The sequence below is a fragment of the Streptococcus pseudopneumoniae genome, from assembly GCF_001074975.1.
Taxonomy (GTDB): domain Bacteria; phylum Bacillota; class Bacilli; order Lactobacillales; family Streptococcaceae; genus Streptococcus; species Streptococcus pseudopneumoniae_D.
In genome coordinates this window covers 1-18,653 of the sequence record NZ_JUUO01000121.1, presented here as the reverse complement: position 1 = coordinate 18,653, position 18,653 = coordinate 1, and the positions used below count along the sequence as shown (strand labels likewise).

At 40.2% G+C, this 18,653-nt stretch carries 14 protein-coding genes; 8 read left to right on the top strand and 6 right to left on the bottom strand.

Translation table 11 applies throughout. From position 1 onward, the window contains the following. Positions 1-130: 130 nt before the first annotated feature. The 5 genes from ADI86_RS07805 to ADI86_RS07785 all read left to right on the top strand — a co-directional run bounded on the left by ADI86_RS07805 (position 131) and on the right by ADI86_RS07785 (position 6,071). Positions 131-1,831, top strand: coding sequence for an acetolactate synthase large subunit (locus tag ADI86_RS07805; protein ID WP_049532483.1), 1,701 nt, complete (start codon positions 131-133; stop codon positions 1,829-1,831). Next, complete coding sequence (gene ilvN / locus ADI86_RS07800; RefSeq protein WP_001253803.1) at positions 1,824-2,300, top strand: acetolactate synthase small subunit; 477 nt, start codon at positions 1,824-1,826, stop codon at positions 2,298-2,300. The genes ADI86_RS07805 and ilvN overlap by 8 nt, the downstream gene beginning before the upstream one ends. 170 nt (positions 2,301-2,470) lie before the next feature. Next, positions 2,471-3,493 (top strand): ketol-acid reductoisomerase, encoded by a 1,023-nt coding sequence (gene ilvC, locus ADI86_RS07795; protein ID WP_000290683.1) that lies wholly within the window; start codon positions 2,471-2,473, stop codon positions 3,491-3,493. 114 nt (positions 3,494-3,607) lie between these two features. Beyond that, positions 3,608-4,858: a threonine ammonia-lyase IlvA gene (gene ilvA / locus ADI86_RS07790; RefSeq protein WP_049532482.1), complete on the top strand. Its 1,251-nt coding sequence runs from the start codon at positions 3,608-3,610 to the stop codon at positions 4,856-4,858. A 997-nt stretch (positions 4,859-5,855) separates the two neighbouring features. Then, positions 5,856-6,071, top strand: a complete 216-nt coding sequence (locus tag ADI86_RS07785) for a hypothetical protein (RefSeq protein WP_001130036.1) — start codon at positions 5,856-5,858, stop codon at positions 6,069-6,071. A 132-nt stretch (positions 6,072-6,203) separates the two neighbouring features. On the opposite strand, the gene ADI86_RS12470 is transcribed toward ADI86_RS07785, so the two are convergent. From ADI86_RS12470 to ADI86_RS07775, 3 genes are read right to left on the bottom strand one after another with little or no spacing between them, the layout of a single operon-like run. After that, positions 6,204-6,329: a hypothetical protein gene (locus tag ADI86_RS12470; RefSeq protein ID WP_275043694.1), complete on the bottom strand. Its 126-nt coding sequence runs from the start codon at positions 6,327-6,329 to the stop codon at positions 6,204-6,206. Beyond that, positions 6,307-7,071: an amino acid ABC transporter ATP-binding protein gene (locus ADI86_RS07780; RefSeq protein ID WP_000189479.1), complete on the bottom strand. Its 765-nt coding sequence runs from the start codon at positions 7,069-7,071 to the stop codon at positions 6,307-6,309. Before ADI86_RS07780 ends, ADI86_RS12470 begins: the two co-directional genes overlap by 23 nt. Continuing rightward, on the bottom strand, positions 7,071-8,636 hold the full coding sequence (locus tag ADI86_RS07775) for an ABC transporter substrate-binding protein/permease (protein WP_049532481.1): 1,566 nt from the start codon (positions 8,634-8,636) through the stop codon (positions 7,071-7,073). The genes ADI86_RS07780 and ADI86_RS07775 overlap by 1 nt, the downstream gene beginning before the upstream one ends. A gap of 138 nt (positions 8,637-8,774) precedes the next feature. Between ADI86_RS07775 and ADI86_RS07770 the strand changes: the two genes are divergently transcribed. Continuing rightward, positions 8,775-10,664, top strand: a complete 1,890-nt coding sequence (locus tag ADI86_RS07770) for a DUF2207 family protein (RefSeq protein ID WP_049532480.1) — start codon at positions 8,775-8,777, stop codon at positions 10,662-10,664. Positions 10,665-10,724: 60 nt separating this feature from the next. Beyond that, positions 10,725-11,570, top strand: coding sequence for an undecaprenyl-diphosphate phosphatase (locus ADI86_RS07765; RefSeq protein WP_049532479.1), 846 nt, complete (start codon positions 10,725-10,727; stop codon positions 11,568-11,570). 32 nt (positions 11,571-11,602) lie between these two features. Here ADI86_RS07765 and dinB read toward each other — a convergent pair whose 3' ends face one another. Beyond that, complete coding sequence (dinB, locus tag ADI86_RS07760) at positions 11,603-12,664, bottom strand: DNA polymerase IV (RefSeq protein WP_049532478.1); 1,062 nt, start codon at positions 12,662-12,664, stop codon at positions 11,603-11,605. Between the two features lie 238 nt (positions 12,665-12,902). On the opposite strand from dinB, the gene pflB reads away from it, so the two are divergent. Continuing rightward, the gene (gene pflB, locus ADI86_RS07755) at positions 12,903-15,218 is read left to right on the top strand and encodes a formate C-acetyltransferase (RefSeq protein ID WP_049532477.1); all 2,316 of its coding nucleotides are present in this window, start codon (positions 12,903-12,905) and stop codon (positions 15,216-15,218) included. Between the two features lie 403 nt (positions 15,219-15,621). On the opposite strand, the gene ADI86_RS07750 is transcribed toward pflB, so the two are convergent. Then, positions 15,622-17,061 carry a TrkH family potassium uptake protein gene (locus ADI86_RS07750; protein ID WP_049532476.1) on the bottom strand — a complete coding sequence of 480 codons (1,440 nt, stop codon included), beginning with the start codon at positions 17,059-17,061 and terminating at the stop codon, positions 15,622-15,624. Between the two features lie 3 nt (positions 17,062-17,064). Beyond that, positions 17,065-18,414, bottom strand: coding sequence for a Trk system potassium transporter TrkA (trkA, locus tag ADI86_RS07745; protein ID WP_049532475.1), 1,350 nt, complete (start codon positions 18,412-18,414; stop codon positions 17,065-17,067). Positions 18,415-18,653 lie beyond the last annotated feature (239 nt).

Sequence of the window (18,653 nt, the reverse complement as noted above, 5' to 3'; positions counted from 1 at the left end):
AAACAAAAATAATATTCATAAATAAACGTTAAAATAGAAAATTCAGAAAATTTCTTCTTTTGTCTTGAAAAATTTTGAAAAAATGGTATGATAGTAACAAGTTATTTTTAAGAGAAGAGAAAGGGGAACAATGGAGAAAATCAGTTTAGAATCTCCTAAAACGGGGTCGGACCTAGTTTTGGAAACACTTCGTGATTTAGGAATTGATACCATCTTTGGCTATCCTGGTGGTGCGGTCTTGCCTTTTTATGATGCGATATATAATTTTAAAGGCATTCGTCACATTCTAGGACGCCATGAGCAAGGTTGTTTGCATGAAGCTGAAGGTTATGCCAAATCAACTGGAAAGTTGGGTGTTGCCGTCGTCACTAGCGGACCGGGAGCAACAAATGCCATTACAGGGATTGCGGATGCAATGAGCGACAGTGTTCCCCTTTTGGTCTTTACAGGTCAGGTGGCGCGAGCAGGAATTGGTAAGGATGCCTTTCAGGAGGCAGACATCGTGGGAATTACCATGCCAATCACTAAGTACAATTACCAAGTTCGAGAGACAGCTGATATTCCTCGTATTATTACGGAAGCTGTCCATATCGCAACTACAGGTCGACCAGGGCCAGTCGTCATTGACCTACCTAAAGACGTTTCAGCTTTGGAAACAGACTTCATCTATTCACCAGAAGTGAATCTACCAAGCTATCAACCGACTCTTGAGCCAAATGATATGCAAATTAAGAAAATCTTGAAGCAATTGTCCAAGGCTAAAAAACCAGTCTTGCTAGCTGGTGGTGGGATTAGCTATGCTGAGGCTGCGGCAGAATTAAATGAATTTGTAGAGCGCTATCAAATTCCAGTTGTAACCAGCCTTTTGGGGCAAGGAACGATTGCAACGAGTCATCCACTCTTCCTTGGGATGGGAGGAATGCACGGGTCATTTGCAGCTAATATTGCTATGACAGAAGCTGACTTTATGATTAGTATTGGTTGCCGTTTTGATGACCGCCTGACGGGGAATCCTAAGACTTTCGCTAAGAATGCTAAGGTTGCCCACATTGATATTGACCCAGCCGAGATTGGCAAGATTATCAGTACAGATATTCCAGTAGTTGGAGATGCTAAGAAAGCCTTGCAAATGTTGCTGGCAGAACCGACAGTTCATAACAATACTGAGAAATGGATTGAAAAAGTCACTAAAGACAAGAACCGTGTTCGTTCTTATGATAAGAAAGAGCGTGTGGTCCAACCGCAAGCTGTTATTGAACGAATTGGTGAATTGACGAATGGAGATGCCATTGTTGTCACCGACGTAGGACAACATCAAATGTGGACAGCTCAGTATTATCCCTACCAAAATGAACGTCAGTTAGTGACTTCAGGTGGTTTGGGAACGATGGGATTCGGAATTCCAGCAGCAATCGGTGCTAAAATTGCTAACCCAGATAAGGAAGTAGTCTTGTTTGTTGGGGATGGTGGTTTCCAAATGACTAACCAGGAATTGGCTATTTTGAACATTTACAAGGTGCCAATCAAGGTGGTTATGCTGAACAATCACTCACTTGGAATGGTTCGCCAGTGGCAGGAATCCTTCTATGAAGGTAGAACATCAGAATCAGTCTTTGACACTCTTCCTGATTTCCAATTGATGGCACAAGCTTATGGCATTAAAAACTATAAGTTTGACAATCCTGAGACCTTGGCTCAAGACCTTGAAGTCATCACTGAGGATGTTCCTATGCTAATCGAGGTAGATATTTCTCGTAAGGAACAGGTGTTACCAATGGTACCAGCTGGTAAGAGTAATCATGAGATGTTGGGGGTGAAGTTCCATGCGTAGAATGTTAACAGCAAAACTACAAAATCGTTCAGGAGTCCTCAATCGCTTTACTGGTGTCCTGTCTCGTCGTCAGGTTAATATCGAAAGTATCTCTGTTGGAGCAACAGAAGATCCGAATGTATCGCGTATCACTATTATTATTGATGTTGCTTCACATGATGAGGTGGAGCAAATCATTAAGCAACTCAATCGTCAGATTGATGTGATTCGCATTCGTGATATTACAGACAAGCCTCATTTGGAGCGCGAGGTGATTTTGGTTAAGATGTCAGCGCCAGCTGAGAAGCGAGCTGAGATTCTAGCCATTATTCAACCTTTCCGTGCAACGGTAGTAGACGTAGCGCCAAGCTCGATTACCATTCAGATGACAGGAAATGCAGAAAAGAGCGAAGCCCTGTTGCGAGTCATTCGACCATACGGTATTCGCAATATTGCTCGAACGGGTGCAACTGGATTTACCCGCGATTAATACTCTTCGAAAATCAAATTCAAATCACGTCAGCTTTGCCTTGCCGTACTCAAGTACAGCCTGCGGCTAGCTTCCTAATTTGCTCTTTGATTTTCATTGAGTATAAAAATATTTTAAATTTGTTAAACCAGCCTAAAAGGCAATAAATAGTAGAAAAGAGAGAAAAAACTATGGCAGTTCAAATGGAATACGAAAAAGATGTTAAAGTAGCAGCACTTGACGGTAAAAAAATCGCCGTTATCGGTTATGGTTCACAAGGACATGCGCATGCGCAAAACTTGCGTGATTCAGGTCGCGATGTCATCATCGGTGTACGTCCAGGTAAATCTTTTGACAAAGCAAAAGAAGACGGATTTGACACTTACACAGTAGCAGAAGCAACTAAATTGGCTGATGTTATCATGATTTTGGCACCAGACGAAATCCAACAAGAATTGTACGAAGCAGAAATCGCTCCAAACTTGGAAGCTGGAAATGCAGTTGGATTTGCCCATGGTTTCAACATCCACTTTGAGTTTATCAAAGTTCCTGCGGATGTAGATGTCTTCATGTGTGCTCCTAAAGGACCAGGACACTTGGTACGTCGTACTTATGAAGAAGGATTTGGTGTTCCAGCTCTTTATGCAGTTTACCAAGATGCGACAGGAAATGCGAAAAACATTGCCATGGACTGGTGTAAAGGTGTTGGGGCAGCTCGTGTAGGTCTTCTTGAAACAACTTATAAAGAAGAAACTGAAGAAGATTTGTTTGGTGAACAAGCTGTACTTTGTGGTGGTTTGACTGCCCTTATCGAAGCAGGTTTCGAAGTCTTGACAGAAGCAGGTTACGCTCCAGAATTGGCTTACTTTGAAGTTCTTCACGAAATGAAATTGATCGTTGACTTGATCTACGAAGGTGGATTCAAGAAAATGCGTCAATCTATTTCAAACACTGCTGAATACGGTGACTATGTATCAGGTCCACGTGTAATCACTGAACAAGTTAAAGAAAACATGAAGGCTGTCTTGGCAGACATCCAAAATGGTAAATTTGCAAATGACTTTGTAAATGACTATAAAGCTGGACGTCCAAAATTGACTGCTTACCGTGAACAAGCAGCTAACCTTGAAATTGAAAAAGTTGGTGCAGAATTGCGTAAAGCAATGCCATTCGTTGGTAAAAACGACGACGATGCATTCAAAATCTATAACTAATTGATAGAAATTAAGGTGAAGGCGAGTTGGGGGACTAACTCGCTTTTATAATCAATTCATCTCACTTTTAAGAGGATGGATTGCGATAAGTATGAAATAGTCTAGGAGAAAATGATGTTAAGTTCAAAAGATATAATCAAGGCTCATAAGGTCTTGAATGGTGTGGTCGTTAATACACCGCTTGATTATGACCATTATTTATCGGAGAAGTACGATGCTAAGATTTATTTGAAAAAGGAAAATGCCCAACGTGTTCGTTCTTTTAAAATTCGTGGTGCTTATTATGCCATTTCCCAACTCAGCAAGGAAGAGCGTGAACGTGGGGTAGTCTGTGCCTCTGCGGGAAATCATGCGCAGGGAGTAGCCTATACTTGTAATGAGATGAACATTCCTGCTACTATCTTTATGCCTATTACTACTCCGCAACAAAAGATTGGTCAAGTTCGCTTTTTTGGTGGAGACTTCGTAACCATTAAACTAGTTGGAGATACCTTTGATGCTTCTGCTAAGGCAGCTCAAGAATTTACAGTCTCTGAAAATCGTACCTTTATTGATCCCTTTGATGATGCCCATGTTCAAGCTGGTCAAGGGACAGTTGCTTATGAGATTTTAGAAGAAGCTCGAAAAGAATCGATTGATTTTGATGCTGTCTTGGTTCCTGTTGGTGGTGGCGGTCTCATTGCCGGGGTTTCTACCTATATCAAGGAAACAAGTCCAGAAATTGAAGTCATTGGGGTAGAGGCTAATGGAGCGCGTTCCATGAAGGCTGCCTTTGAAGCTGGTGGTCCAGTCAAACTTAAAGAAATTGACAAATTTGCGGATGGGATTGCTGTACAAAAGGTAGGTCAATTGACCTATGAAGCAACTCGCCAACATGTTCAAACTTTGGTAGGTGTCGATGAGGGATTGATTTCTGAAACCTTGATTGATCTTTACTCTAAGCAAGGGATTGTCGCAGAACCTGCTGGAGCGGCTAGTATTGCTTCTTTAGAAGTTTTAGCTGAATATATCAAGGGGAAAACCATTTGTTGTATCATTTCTGGAGGAAATAATGATATCAACCGTATGCCAGAAATGGAAGAGCGTGCCTTGATTTATGATGGGATTAAGCATTACTTTGTGGTCAACTTTCCACAGCGTCCAGGAGCTTTGCGTGAATTTGTAAATGATATTTTGGGACCAAACGATGATATCACACGTTTTGAGTATATCAAACGAGCTAGTAAGGGAACAGGTCCAGTATTAATTGGGATTGCTTTGGCAGATAAGCATGATTATGCAGGATTGATTCGTCGAATGGAAGGTTTTGATCCAGCTTATATTAACTTAAATGGTAATGAAACGCTCTATAATATGCTTGTCTGAGGACTAATAAAAAAATATCATATTATTTGCACAACTGATGTATAGGTGTTATAATGAGGGTGAAGAAAGGGGGCGATTCCTATGGACTTAGGAAATCTATCGTGCTATTTCTACTACAACTCACTATAGCACCTATTATTTTTTGATTCAGTTTATAGTAAGGGAGTAAAATTACTTGTTATATAGAAGGAGTTTTTTGAAATCTACTATTTTATATATAGGAAATCTGAGATTTAACTAAATATAATAGGGATTAGAAAAAATAATCAGTATTTATGAGACAGATTTAGTGATTTTAGACTCAATGAAAATCAAAGAGCAAACTAGGAAACTAGCCTCAGGTTGCTCAAAGCACTGCTTTGAGGTTGTAAATAAGACTGACGAAGTCAGTAACATATACCTACGGTAAGGAGACGTTGACGTGGTTTGAAGAGATTTTCGAAGAGTATTAATTGATAAAATTGGTCTGATACTTGTAAAATGAGAATAGTAGAAAAGTTTGTGACATTAGGAAGTCATATTCTAGATGCTGACTATGAAGTGGTGTTTGAAAAGAATATGTAAAATCTGATGAAATAAGTTCATTGTACCAGTTGAAAAAGAAAATAATATTTAAATAATGACAGGAAGGGATCTTAGATAAAGAGAAAGGAAAGAGATAGTTAAGAGGTAATCAGAGGAAAATATTATCTTTGATAGCTTTAATAATTTTAAAGGAATGTATAGAATTACTTGAATATGACTCCTGTCTATCCTATTGAGTAGCTGGTATGTAGTTTATATGGATATTCTTACATATTATAGGTTTAATAATGCAATTATTTTAAAGGTATTTACTAATGGTTTATAGTAAGTAAAAACCTATATATTATCGGCTTTAATAAGATAGTAACAGAAAAATAAACCATTAATTTTATTGAATATATGTTTTTTTATTGACAAAAAGCATAAAAACGTATACAATTAAATAACGTAAAGAAGAAAATAGGAGAAGGACATGGCTAAGTCAAACTTTGAAAAAGTAGAATCAGTTGTTGGCTGGGTTCGTGATAAGAAGATCACAGGCTACCGTATCTCTAAAGAAACGAATGCGCGTGAAATGTCTATCATTGCTCTAGCGCAGGGTCGTGCAAAAGTAAAAAATATTTCATTTGAAACAGCTCTAGGTTTAATTGATTTCTATGAAAAAAATCATGAAAAATTTGAAGATTAATCTTTGGATAATGGCGGATTCTTGACACTCAAGTAGTAGAGATAGAGGATCTGCCTTTTCATTTTGGACAGCAAAAAGACTGCACGATTGATGCAGCCTTTTCTTTTTATTTGATACTCTTTGAAAATCTCTTCAAACCACGTCAACGTCGCCTTGCCGTAGGTATATGTTGCTGACTTCGTCAGCTCTATCCACAACCTCAAAACACTGTTTTGAGCAGCCTGCGGCTAGTTTCCTAGTTTGCTCTTTGATTTTCATTGAGTATGAGATAACGTTGAAGGAACTCTTTTGTACGGTCTTCTTTAGGATTGGTGAAGAGGTCTTCTGGTTTGCCTTCTTCAGCAATGACTCCCTTATCCATAAAGATAACACGGTGAGAGACATCACGGGCGAATTCCATTTCGTGGGTCACGACAATCATAGTCAAGCCTTCTTGGGCTAGTTCTTGCATGATTTTGAGGACCTCTCCAACCATTTCTGGATCGAGAGCTGATGTTGGTTCATCAAATAGAATGGCGTCTGGATTCATGGAGAGGGCGCGAGCGATGGCCACACGTTGTTTTTGACCACCTGAGAGTTGTTTTGGTTTGGCTTGCCAATAGCGTTCACCCATGCCGACCTTTTCCAAGTTTTCTTTGGCAATCTTTTCAGCTTCTGTACGTTCACGTTTTAGGACAGTTGTTTGAGCGACGATTGTATTTTCAAGCACGTTGAGATTTTCAAAGAGGTTAAAGGATTGGAAAACCATTCCTAACTTTTCACGGTATTGCGTGAGGTCATAGCCTTTTTCGAGGACGTTTTGTCCATGATAAAGGATTTGTCCATCAGTTGGTGTTTCAAGTAGGTTAATGGAGCGTAGGAAGGTTGATTTCCCGCTTCCAGAGCTTCCGATGATAGAGATTACCTCTCCCTTGTGGACAGTCAGAGAAATGTCTTTTAGCACTTCGTTTTGTCCATAGGATTTTTTGAGGTGTTTAATTTCAAGGATTGCTTGTGTCATTATTTCAAATCCTCCGTTTGCATTTGGTTAGCACCTGTAGTATAGGTATCCATGTCCATGCGGCGTTCGATGAAGCGTAGGATACGTGTTACGGTGAAGGTGAGGACAAAGTAAATCACGGCGATGATTGTAAATGTCTGGAAGTATTGATAAGTTTGGGTTGCCACGGTATTTCCTGAGAAATAAAGTTCGACAACAGAGATAACGTTCAATACAGATGTATCTTTGATATTGATGACAAATTCGTTACCAGTTGCTGGTAGGATATTACGGACAACCTGAGGTAGGACAATCTTACGCATGGTTTGGTTATGAGTCATACCAAGAGCAGTCGCGGCTTCAAATTGTCCCTTGTCAACCGCTAGGATACCGCCACGTACGATTTCAGTCATGTAGGCACCAGTGTTAATCGAAACGATGAAGATAGCAGCCAGTGTACGGTCAAGATTGATACCGAAAGCTTGGGCAGTTCCATAGTAGATAACCATCGATTGAACGATCATTGGCGTACCACGGAAAATTTCAATGTAGACATTGAGGATCCATCCGACTAGTTTTTGTAGGCCATAAATGGCTTTGTTTTCAGAGAGAGGGGCAGTACGGAAGACACCAATGGCAAGACCGATAATGAGACCTATGATGGTTCCGACAATAGAGATTAAAAGAGTGATACCAGCACCACGCAAGAGTTGTTGCCAGTTTTCAGAGAGAATTTTAGCGACTTGGCTAAAGAAACTACTGCTAGTCTCTTCAGTTGTTGTAGCTTCGGCAGGTTGTTCCTTGATCATACGATCCATTAAGGTAACTTGGTCATCTTTAGAAATGGTTTCGATGCTGGCATTGATTTGGCTAATACGATTGTCATCTTTACGAAGTCCAATGGCGATAGCCGTGTCTTCTTCTCCAGTTTTGAAACCTGGTTCTACTTGAACCATCTTGAATTTAGAGTTAGCAGCTTCGGCAGTCAGAGCTTCAGGGCGTTCAGAAACATAGGCATCAATGACACCAGCCTCAAGTGCTTGGCGCATTTGAGCGAAGTCTCCCATGGCAGTTTCTTTTTTAGCACCTGTGATTTGTGCAATCAAGTCATAAAGATAGACACCTTGTTGAGAAGTGATTTTTGCACCATTAAAGTCATCTAAAGACTTGGCATTGGCATAAGTAGAATCTTTTTTGACTAGTAGAACTGGTTCGCTAGTGTAGTAACTGCTTGAAAAGGCAATTTCTTGTTTGCGTTCGGCAGTTGGACTCATACCTGCGATAATCATGTCAATCTTACCAGAAGTAAGGGCAGGGACTAGACCTTCCCACTTGGTTTTAACAACCAAAGGTTCTTTACCTAAGTCCTTAGCGATTTTCTTGGCGATTTGAACATCGTATCCGTTAGCATACTGGTTAGTCCCATCGATTTTGACAGCTCCGTTGCTATCATCATCCTGGGTCCAGTTAAAGGGAGCATATGCTGCTTCCATCCCGATGCGTAAATATTCATCGGCTTGGGCAACATTGACAAGTCCCAGCATCAGCAAGAGACTTGTGAAAATAGATAAGTATATTTTTCTCATGATTTCTCCTATTTCTAATCTATTAAAAAATAACTGTCTCCTATTTTATCGAAAAAAACTCTATTTTTCAATATAGGTAAGCCCTTACTTGAGAAAAAATGATATAATGATAGCAAAGATAAAAAGGGGGCTTGTTTGATGAAAAAAACTTTTTTCTTACTAGTGTTAGGCTTATTTTGCCTTCTGCCATTCTCTGTTTTTGCCATTGATTTCAAGATAAACTCTTATCAAGGGGATTTGTATATTCATGCAGACAATACAGCAGAATTTAGACAAAAGATAGTTTATCAGTTTGAGGAGGACTTTAAGGGCCAAATCGTGGGACTTGGACGTGCTGGCAAGATGCCTAGCGGATTTGAGATAGATCCTCAACCAAAGGTTCAGGCCGCGAAAAACGGTGCTGCACTGACAGATGTTACGAGCGAAGTGATAGAAGGAGCAGATGGTTATACTGTTAAAGTTTATAATCCAGGTCAAGATGGCGACACAGTTGAAGTTGACCTTGTCTGGAACTTAAAGAATTTGCTTTTCCTATATGATGACATCGCTGAATTAAATTGGCAACCTCTGACAGATAGTTCAGGGGCTATTGGGAAGTTTGAATTTCATGTAAGGGGAGACAAGGGGGCTGAAAAACTCTTTTTCCATACAGGGAAACTTTTTAGAGAGGGAACGGTTGAAAAGAGTAACCTTGATTATACTATCCGTTTAGACAATCTTCCGCCTAAGCGTGGAGTTGAGTTGCATGCCTATTGGCCTCGGACCGATTTTGCTAATGCTACGGATCAGGGATTGAAAGGGAATCGTTTAGAAGAGTTTAATAAGATAGAAGACTCGATTGTTAAAGAAAAAGAGCAAAGTAAACAACTCGTTACTTGGGTCTTTCCTTCGATACTTTCTATCTCCTTGTTATTGAGCGTCTGCTTCTATTTTATCTATAGAAGAAAGACCACTCCTTCAGTCAAATATGCCAAAAATCATCGTCTCTATGAACCACCAATGGAATTAGAGCCTATGGTTTTATCAGAGACTGTCTACTCGACCTCCTTGGAGGAAGTGAGTCCTCTAACCAAAGGAGCAGGTAAATTTACCTTTGACCAACTTATTCAAGCTACCTTGCTAGATGTGATAGACCGTGGGAATGTTTCTATTATTTCAGAAGGAGATGCAGTTGGTTTGAGGCTAGTAAAAGAAGATGGTTTGTCAAGCTTTGAGAAGGACTGTCTAAATCTGGCTTTTTCAGGCAAAAAAGAAGAAACTCTTTCCAATTTGTTTGCGGATTACAAGGTATCTGATAGTCTTTATCGTAGAGCAAAAGTTTCTGATGAAAAACGGATTCAAGCAAAGGGGCGTCAGCTCAAATCTTCTTTTGAAGAAGTATTGAGTCAGATACAAGAAGGAGTGAGAAGTCGAGTTTCCTTCTGGGGACTTCCGGATTATTATCGTCCTTTAACTGGTGGGGAAAAGGCTTTGCAAGTGGGTATGGGTGCCTTGACTATCCTGCCTCTATTTATCGGATTTGGTTTGTTCTTGTACAATTTGGATGTTTATGGCTATCTTTACCTCCTCTTGCCAATACTTGGTTTTCTAGGTTTGGTTTTGGCTGTTTTCTATTATTGGAAGCTTCGACTAGATAATCGTGATGGTGTCCTAAATGAAGCAGGGGCAGAAGTCTACTATCTCTGGACCAGTTTTGAAAATATGTTGCGTGAGATTGCACGATTGGATCAGGCTGAATTGGAAAGTATTGTGGTCTGGAATCGCCTCTTGGTCTATGCGACCTTATTTGGCTATGCGGACAAGGTTAGTCATTTGATGAAGGTTCATCACATCCAGGTAGAAAATCCAGATATCAATCTCTATGTAGCTTATGGCTGGCACAGTATGTTTTATCATTCAAGCGCGCAAATGAGTCATTATGCCAATGTCGCAAATACAGCAAGTACCTACTCTGTATCTTCTGGAAGTGGAAGTTCTGGTGGTGGCTTCTCTGGAGGCGGAGGTGGCGGCAGTATCGGCGCCTTTTAAAGAGAGCTATCACTGGCTGAAAAAATATGCTATAATGGAAGATAGAAAAAGGAGTAATCTATGTATCTTATTGAAATTTTAAAATCTATCTTCTTCGGTATTGTTGAAGGAATTACGGAATGGTTGCCGATTTCCAGTACAGGTCACTTGATTTTAGCAGAGGAGTTTATCCAATACCAAAATCAGAATGAAGCCTTTATGTCCATGTTTAATGTCGTGATTCAGCTGGGTGCGATTTTGGCGGTTATGGTCATTTACTTTAACAAGCTCAATCCTTTTAAATCGACTAAGGATAAGCAGGAAGTTCGTAAGACTTGGAGACTGTGGTTGAAGGTCTTGGTTGCCACTTTACCTTTGCTTGCCGTCTTTAAATTTGATGATTGGTTTGATACCCACTTCCATAATATGGTTTCTGTTGCTCTCATGTTGATTATCTACGGGATTGCCTTTATCTATTTGGAAAAGCGCAATAAAGCGCGTGCTATCGAGCCAAGTGTAACAGAGTTGGACAAGCTTCCTTATACGACAGCCTTCTATATCGGCCTCTTCCAAGTTCTTGCCCTTTTACCAGGAACCAGTCGTTCTGGAGCAACGATTGTCGGTGGTTTGTTGAATGGAACTAGTCGTTCTGTTGTAACAGAATTTACCTTCTATTTAGGGATTCCTGTTATGTTTGGAGCCAGTGCATTAAAGATTTTCAAATTTATAAAAGCAGGACAACTCTTGAACTTTGGGCAATTGTTCTTGCTCTTGGTTGCAATGGGAGTCGCTTTTGCAGTCAGCATGGTCGCTATTCGCTTCTTGACCAGCTATGTGAAAAAACATGACTTTACCCTTTTTGGTAAATACCGCATCGTACTCGGTAGTGTTTTGCTACTTTACAGTTTTGTCCGTTTATTTGTATAAGAAAAACCTTGAAGGGGCAACTCTTCAAGGTTTTAAAATCCAGTCACGGTAATCCCTAGCAGGCGGACACCTCTTTCTTTCTCGCTTAATTCTTCATAGAGTTGTAGGGCTATTTGGCTTATCTGGCTAGCATCCTGTGTTTTTTGAGCAAGACTTTTTCGTTTAGTAAGAGTTGAAAAGTCCTCGTAGCGGATTTTCAAAATGACAATTTTTCCAGCTTTTTCTTTCTGATTGAGATTGAGAGCGACCCTTTCTGATAGGAGAGTCAGCTCTTTTTTGATGTCTTCCTCAGCACGGAGAATCTTCCCATAGGTTTTCTCCTTCCCGATTGATTTACGGATGCGATTGGATTTGACGGGGGAATTGTGGATACCTCGAGCCTTTCGATACAGGTCATAGCCCAGTCTGCCAAAGCGGTCTATTAGGGTTACTTCAGGGACTTCAAGCAGGTCAGCGCCAGTAAAAATACCCATTTGATGCAGACGTTCTACCGTCTTTTTCCCCACTCCATGAAATTTAGCAATATCCATTTGTTTGAGAAAATCCTCAGCTTGGTCAGGTAGAATCACTGTCAGACCATGTGGTTTTTGATAATCACTGGCCATTTTAGCTAAGAATTTGTTATAAGAAACACCGGCAGAAGCAGTCAGATGGAGTTCTTGCCAGATATCCTCTTGAATGAGGCGAGCAATTTTGACCGCTGACCTGATACCGAGTTTATTTTCTGTTACATCCAAATAGGCTTCGTCAATGCTCATAGGTTCTATTAAATCTGTATAGCGCTTAAAAATAGTTCGAATTTGGAGTCCCACAGCTTTATATTTTTCATAATTTCCTGAGATAAAGACGGCCTGGGGACAACGTTCATAGGCTTCTTTAGAACTCATAGCAGAATGGACACCAAAAGCTCGCGCCTCATAGCTACAAGTAGAAACGACACCACGTCCACCTGTTTGCCGAGGGTCGCTTCCGATAATGACAGGTTTTCCTCTGAGTTTAGGATTATCTCTGATTTCCACCGCAGCAAAAAAGGCATCCATGTCAATATGGATGATTTTTCTTGACAAATCATTTAACAAAGGAAAAATCAACATGCCTAGCCCCCTTTTTACCGCTTATTTTCTTTTATTATACCCTTTTTTCTGAAAAAAAGAAAAAAGGACTTTATTTTTTCAAAAATATACTACAGTTTGGGATAAAACGCAGACTGTTTTAGAAAAGAAAGTGTAAAAATAGGGATTTACCACTTGTTGAAAACGATTACTGTATGGTATACTTATCTCATGAATGTAACAGATGGCTGTTACTAGAAAGAAAAAAGAGGACATTAACATGGTTGTTAAGACAGTTGTTGAAGCACAAGATATTTTTGACAAAGCTTGGGAAGGCTTCAAAGGCGTAGATTGGAAAGAAAAAGCAAGTGTATCACGCTTTGTACAAGCTAACTACACACCTTACGATGGAGACGAAAGCTTCCTTGCAGGACCAACAGAACGTTCACTTCACATCAAAAAAATTGTAGAAGAAACTAAGGCACACTACGAAGAAACTCGTTTCCCAATGGACACTCGTCCAACATCTATTGCTGACATTCCAGCAGGATTTATCGATAAAGAAAATGAAGTTATCTTCGGTATCCAAAACGATGAACTCTTCAAATTGAATTTCATGCCAAAAGGTGGTATCCGTATGGCTGAAACTACTTTGAAAGAAAATGGATACGAACCAGATCCAGCTGTTCACGAAATCTTTACTAAATACGTAACAACAGTTAACGACGGTATCTTCCGTGCTTACACTTCAAACATCCGTCGCGCTCGTCACGCTCACACTGTAACTGGTCTTCCAGATGCATACTCACGCGGACGTATCATCGGTGTTTACGCACGTCTTGCTCTTTACGGTGCAGACTACTTGATGCAAGAAAAAGTAAACGACTGGAATGCAATCGAAGAAATCGATGAAGAAACAATCCGTCTTCGTGAAGAAATCAACCTTCAATACCAAGCATTGCAACAAGTTGTTCGCTTGGGTGACCTTTACGGAGTTGATGTTCGCAAACCAGCGATGAACGTTAAAGAAGCTATCCAATGGGTTAATATCGCTTTCATGTCTGTCTGCCGTGTTATCAACGGTGCTGCTACATCTCTAGGTCGTGTGCCAATCGTATTGGACATCTTTGCAGAACGTGACCTTGCTCGTGGTACATTTACTGAATCAGAAATCCAAGAATTCGTTGATGATTTCGTTATGAAACTTCGTACAGTTAAATTTGCTCGTACAAAAGCTTACGACCAATTGTACTCAGGTGACCCAACTTTCATCACAACTTCTATGGCTGGTATGGGTAACGACGGTCGTCACCGTGTTACTAAGATGGACTACCGTTTCTTGAACACTCTTGATAACATCGGTAACTCACCAGAACCAAACTTGACAGTTCTTTGGACTGACAAATTGCCATACAACTTCCGTCGCTACTGTATGCACATGAGTCACAAACACTCTTCTATCCAATACGAAGGTGTGACAACAATGGCTAAAGACGGATATGGTGAAATGAGCTGTATCTCATGCTGTGTGTCTCCACTTGACCCAGAAAATGAAGAACAACGCCACAACATCCAGTACTTCGGTGCGCGTGTAAACGTATTGAAAGCCCTTCTTACTGGTTTGAACGGTGGTTACGACGATGTTCACAAAGACTACAAAGTATTTGACATCGAACCAATCCGTGACGAAGTTCTTGAATTCGAATCAGTTAAAGCTAACTTTGAAAAATCTCTTGACTGGTTGACTGACACTTATGTAGATGCTTTGAATATCATCCACTACATGACTGATAAGTACAACTACGAAGCTGTTCAAATGGCCTTCTTGCCAACTAAACAACGTGCAAACATGGGATTCGGTATCTGTGGATTTGCTAACACTGTTGATACATTGTCAGCTATCAAATACGCTACAGTTAAACCAATCCGTGACGAAAATGGCTACATCTACGATTACGAAACAATCGGTGAATACCCACGTTGGGGTGAAGATGACCCACGTTCAAACGAATTGGCAGAATGGTTGATCGAAGCTTACACAACTCGTCTACGTAGCCACAAACTTTACAAAGACGCTGAAGCTACAGTATCACTTTTGACTATCACATCTAACGTTGCTTACTCTAAACAAACTGGTAACTCACCAGTCCACAAAGGTGTATACCTCAACGAAGATGGTTCTGTGAACTTGTCTAAACTTGAATTCTTCTCACCAGGTGCTAACCCATCTAACAAAGCTAAAGGTGGTTGGTTGCAAAACTTGAACTCACTTTCTAGCCTTGACTTTAGTTATGCAGCTGATGGTATCTCATTGACTACACAAGTATCACCTCGCGCTCTTGGTAAGACTCGTGACGAACAAGTTGATAACTTGGTAACAATCCTTGATGGTTACTTTGAAAACGGTGGACAACACGTTAACTTGAACGTTATGGACTTGAACGATGTTTACGAAAAGATCATGTCAGGTGAAGACGTTATCGTACGTATCTCTGGATACTGTGTAAACACTAAATACCTCACTCCAGAACAAAAAACTGAATTGACACAACGTGTCTTCCACGAAGTTCTTTCAATGGATGACGCATTGAGCTAATCAAGTTCTTAAATAATGAAAAGGAACCCTCGGTCAAACGACTGAGGGTTGTTTTTTGGACTCTTATACTCTGACAAAATCTCTTCAAACCACACTAGTTTTATCTGCTGACTTAAAGCAGGAGTTTTGAGAACTCTGCGACTTGCTTCCTAGTTTGCTCTTTGTTTTTTTATTGAGTGCAAACCTTTAGTCAGTCCTTGAAGTGTCTCACTTTGTTTAATACTCTTCGAAAATCTCTTCAAATCACGTCAGGTTCACCTTGCCGTACTCAAGTACAGCCTGTGGCTTACTTCCAAGTTTGCTCTTTGATTTTCATTGAGTATAAAAAGAGTTCGTTGAATTCTGGAAGGTGGTCTGAAATAAAAACACCACACTTTGTAAGGAAACAAGGTGTGGTTGTATTTTATCTCTTAGACCAAGTCCTCTTCATAAAGAGAAGTAGGATTGGATAAATCTCCAAACGTCCTGCAATCATTGCAAAGGAGAGGAGAATTTTTGAGATAGGACTAAAGATTGAGAAGCTAGAAGTTGTTCCTAGAATAGGCCCGATATTATTGAAACAGCTGAAGACAGCGCTGGTCACAACTAGAAAATCATTGCTATCTAGGCTGACAATAAAGATAAGTGCTAGCAAAATCATAGCATAGATGACAAAGTACTTGAGAATCTTATGCTGGGTATCCTTATCAATCACTGTTTTATTAACATGGAGGGTCAAAACACGGTGGGGAGATAAGATTGATAAAATTTGATTTTTAGCAATTTTTGAAAGGATGAGGCCTCGAATAACCTTGAGTCCACCTGCGGTTGAACCAGCAGAACCACCGATTCCCATGAGGAAGAGGAGGATAAACTGGGAGAAGAGGGGCCAGTTGGTAATGTCCCCATATCCAAAACCAGTTGTTGTAATGATGTTGGAAACCTGGAAGAAGGCCATTTCAAAACTCTTTGAAAATCCCGGGTAGAGATAGAGTGTATTAAGGCTAATCAAGCCTGTAGAAATTAGAACGATGACTAAGTAAGCCCTAAGTTCTTCATCTCCAAAGAAGGCCTTGACGCGACGGAGCATGAGATAGTAGTAGAGGTTGAAGTTTACTCCAAAAACTAGAACTCCGATACTAACTAGATAGGTAATTAGAGAGCTACCATAGTGGGCAATTCCGTCGTTATAGACGGTAAATCCTCCTGTACCCGCAGTACCCATAGCTATAACAAAACTATCAAATAGGGGCATACCAGCTAGATAATAGATGATGACAAAGAGGGAAAAGAGAGCTAGATAAAGGAGATAGAGAATCTGGGCAGTGTTTTTTAGTTTGGATACAACCTTGCCAAAAACAGGACCTGGGACCTCAGCCTTCATGACCTCTAGGTGGCTATTCTTGGCATTATCCATAATAGCAAGTGCAAAAACAAGCACTCCCATCCCTCCAATCAAGTGGGTAAAACTTCGCCAGAAGAGGAGGGAACGACTGAGAACAGAAACGTCGTTCAGAATAGTTGCTCCAGTAGTTGTAAAGCCAGAACTGATTTCAAAAAAGGCATCGATAAGGCTGGGAATTTGGCCAGCAAAGACAAAGGGGAGACCACCAAAGAAAGACCAAAGGATCCAACAGAGGGCAACAATCAAGATTCCCTCCTTGGCGTAAATCCGTTGATTTTTTGGTTTTTGTAAAATTCCTAAACCGCCTAGGAATACGAGAATCCCTATGGTAGAAAAGAGAGCTGTAAAGACTGGGCTCGACTCACGGTAATAGACAGCAATCGCAACAGGAACCAAGAGAAGAACAGATTCAATCAAAAGTAACTTTGAAAGGAGGTAACGAATCATACTTTTATTCATTTCTTACCTCGCAATCAAATCATAAATCTTGGTGATGTTTGGTAATAAGGTTATTACTAGGAGCTTATCTCCGACTTCAAGCGTATTCTCCCCAGTAGGGAAAATAGTCTTTCCTTTTCGAATGATAGCTGCAATAAGAACCCCTTTTTTCAGTTTCAATTGAGAAAGAGGTTTGGCAGTCATTTTATTGGCTTCTTTGATATGGAATTGCAGGGTTTCGATTTGCCCATTTGCTAGATGGTGCATGGCTTGAAGGTCTGAATACTGGGCATTAACTCGACCACGAATAAAGTGCATAATCGTATCTACAGCGATGATTTTAGGAGTGATAATGCTTGAGAAATCAGGCGCATGGATAATTTCAAGGAGACTAGTTCTGTTAACCTTACTAATATTTTTTTGTACCCCGACACTATCTAGAAACATAGAGGTAATAATATTCTCTTCGTCAACTCCTGTTAGTGTTGCTACTGCATCATAGTTTTGAGCACTTTCTTCTAGTAAGATATCTTTTGCGGTACCATCTCCTTGGACAATATAGAGATTAGGGAATTTCTCACTAAAGAAACGTGCCCTTTCAGGGTTAATCTCGATGACTTTGGTATCGATACGACTGTCTTTGAGAATACCTAGAAGATAATAAGCAATTCTACCTGCTCCAACAATGAGAAGGCTTTTTACAGCACGAGATTTGAAATAATTATGGAAGAGCATCATATCAACACGGTTACCAGTGACAAAGATTCTATCTTTATCCTGTATGGTCATGTCACCACTTGGGATGATAATTTGATGATCCCTCTCTATAGCACAGACAATGATGTTGCCAAATTTTTTCCGAAAATCAGAAATGGGCATTTGGCAAAGACCGCTAGTGGATTTGACGACAAATTCCATGAGACTAACGCGTCCACCAGCAAAGCGTTCGACAGATAGGGCGTTTGGGAAGTCAATGATATTGGCGATAGCACGAGCAGCCAAAAGTTCAGGATTAACGATAAGAGAAAAACCGAGAATATTCTTTTCTTTGAAATAAGAGTTAGAGTATTCAGGATTCCGCACCCGAACGATGGTTTCTTTAGCTCCCATTTTCTTAGCTAGAACTGCTGCGATCATATTCACTTCATCGTACTCAGTCAGGGCGATAAAGATATCACAATCTTGGACACTGGCTTGCTCAAGGATGGTAAAATCAGCCCCGTTACCAAGGATACCCATGATATCAAAGCGATTGACAATATGATTGAGGACGGATTCGTCTTGCTCAATCAGCAAAACATCATGCTTTTCTGCAACCAAGGAGCGACAGAGGGCAAAACCAACTTTTCCCCCTCCGACAAGGATAATTTTCATAATAAAACCTACTTTTTCATGATGTAACTATCATACCTTTTTTCAAGAAAAAATGCACCTACTAGGTAATAACCAGAGTTTTTAGTAGGAAATTTGCTATAAGATAAAACTATACCCTAATCAATTGAAATAGCTATTAGCGACTTTCTCTGAAATATGGTATGATAAAGGATATGTAATACTCAATGAAAATCAAAGAGCAAACTAGAAAGCTAGCCGCAGGTTGCTCAAAACACTGT

Coding starts and splice junctions, on each gene's coding strand:
- ADI86_RS12470 (WP_275043694.1), bottom strand. CDS start 6,329: ATGAAAATCAAAGAGCAAACTAGGAAACTAGCCGCAGGCTGCTCAAAA.
- ADI86_RS07770 (WP_049532480.1), top strand. CDS start 8,775: ATGAAAAAAACTTTTTTCTTACTAGTGTTAGGCTTATTTTGCCTTCTG.
- ADI86_RS07785 (WP_001130036.1), top strand. CDS start 5,856: ATGGCTAAGTCAAACTTTGAAAAAGTAGAATCAGTTGTTGGCTGGGTT.
- ADI86_RS07775 (WP_049532481.1), bottom strand. CDS start 8,636: ATGAGAAAAATATACTTATCTATTTTCACAAGTCTCTTGCTGATGCTG.
- ADI86_RS07780 (WP_000189479.1), bottom strand. CDS start 7,071: ATGACACAAGCAATCCTTGAAATTAAACACCTCAAAAAATCCTATGGA.
- ADI86_RS07765 (WP_049532479.1), top strand. CDS start 10,725: ATGTATCTTATTGAAATTTTAAAATCTATCTTCTTCGGTATTGTTGAA.
- ADI86_RS07805 (WP_049532483.1), top strand. CDS start 131: ATGGAGAAAATCAGTTTAGAATCTCCTAAAACGGGGTCGGACCTAGTT.
- ADI86_RS07750 (WP_049532476.1), bottom strand. CDS start 17,061: ATGAATAAAAGTATGATTCGTTACCTCCTTTCAAAGTTACTTTTGATT.
- ilvA (WP_049532482.1), top strand. CDS start 3,608: ATGTTAAGTTCAAAAGATATAATCAAGGCTCATAAGGTCTTGAATGGT.
- ilvC (WP_000290683.1), top strand. CDS start 2,471: ATGGCAGTTCAAATGGAATACGAAAAAGATGTTAAAGTAGCAGCACTT.
- ilvN (WP_001253803.1), top strand. CDS start 1,824: ATGCGTAGAATGTTAACAGCAAAACTACAAAATCGTTCAGGAGTCCTC.
- trkA (WP_049532475.1), bottom strand. CDS start 18,414: ATGAAAATTATCCTTGTCGGAGGGGGAAAAGTTGGTTTTGCCCTCTGT.
- pflB (WP_049532477.1), top strand. CDS start 12,903: ATGGTTGTTAAGACAGTTGTTGAAGCACAAGATATTTTTGACAAAGCT.
- dinB (WP_049532478.1), bottom strand. CDS start 12,664: ATGTTGATTTTTCCTTTGTTAAATGATTTGTCAAGAAAAATCATCCAT.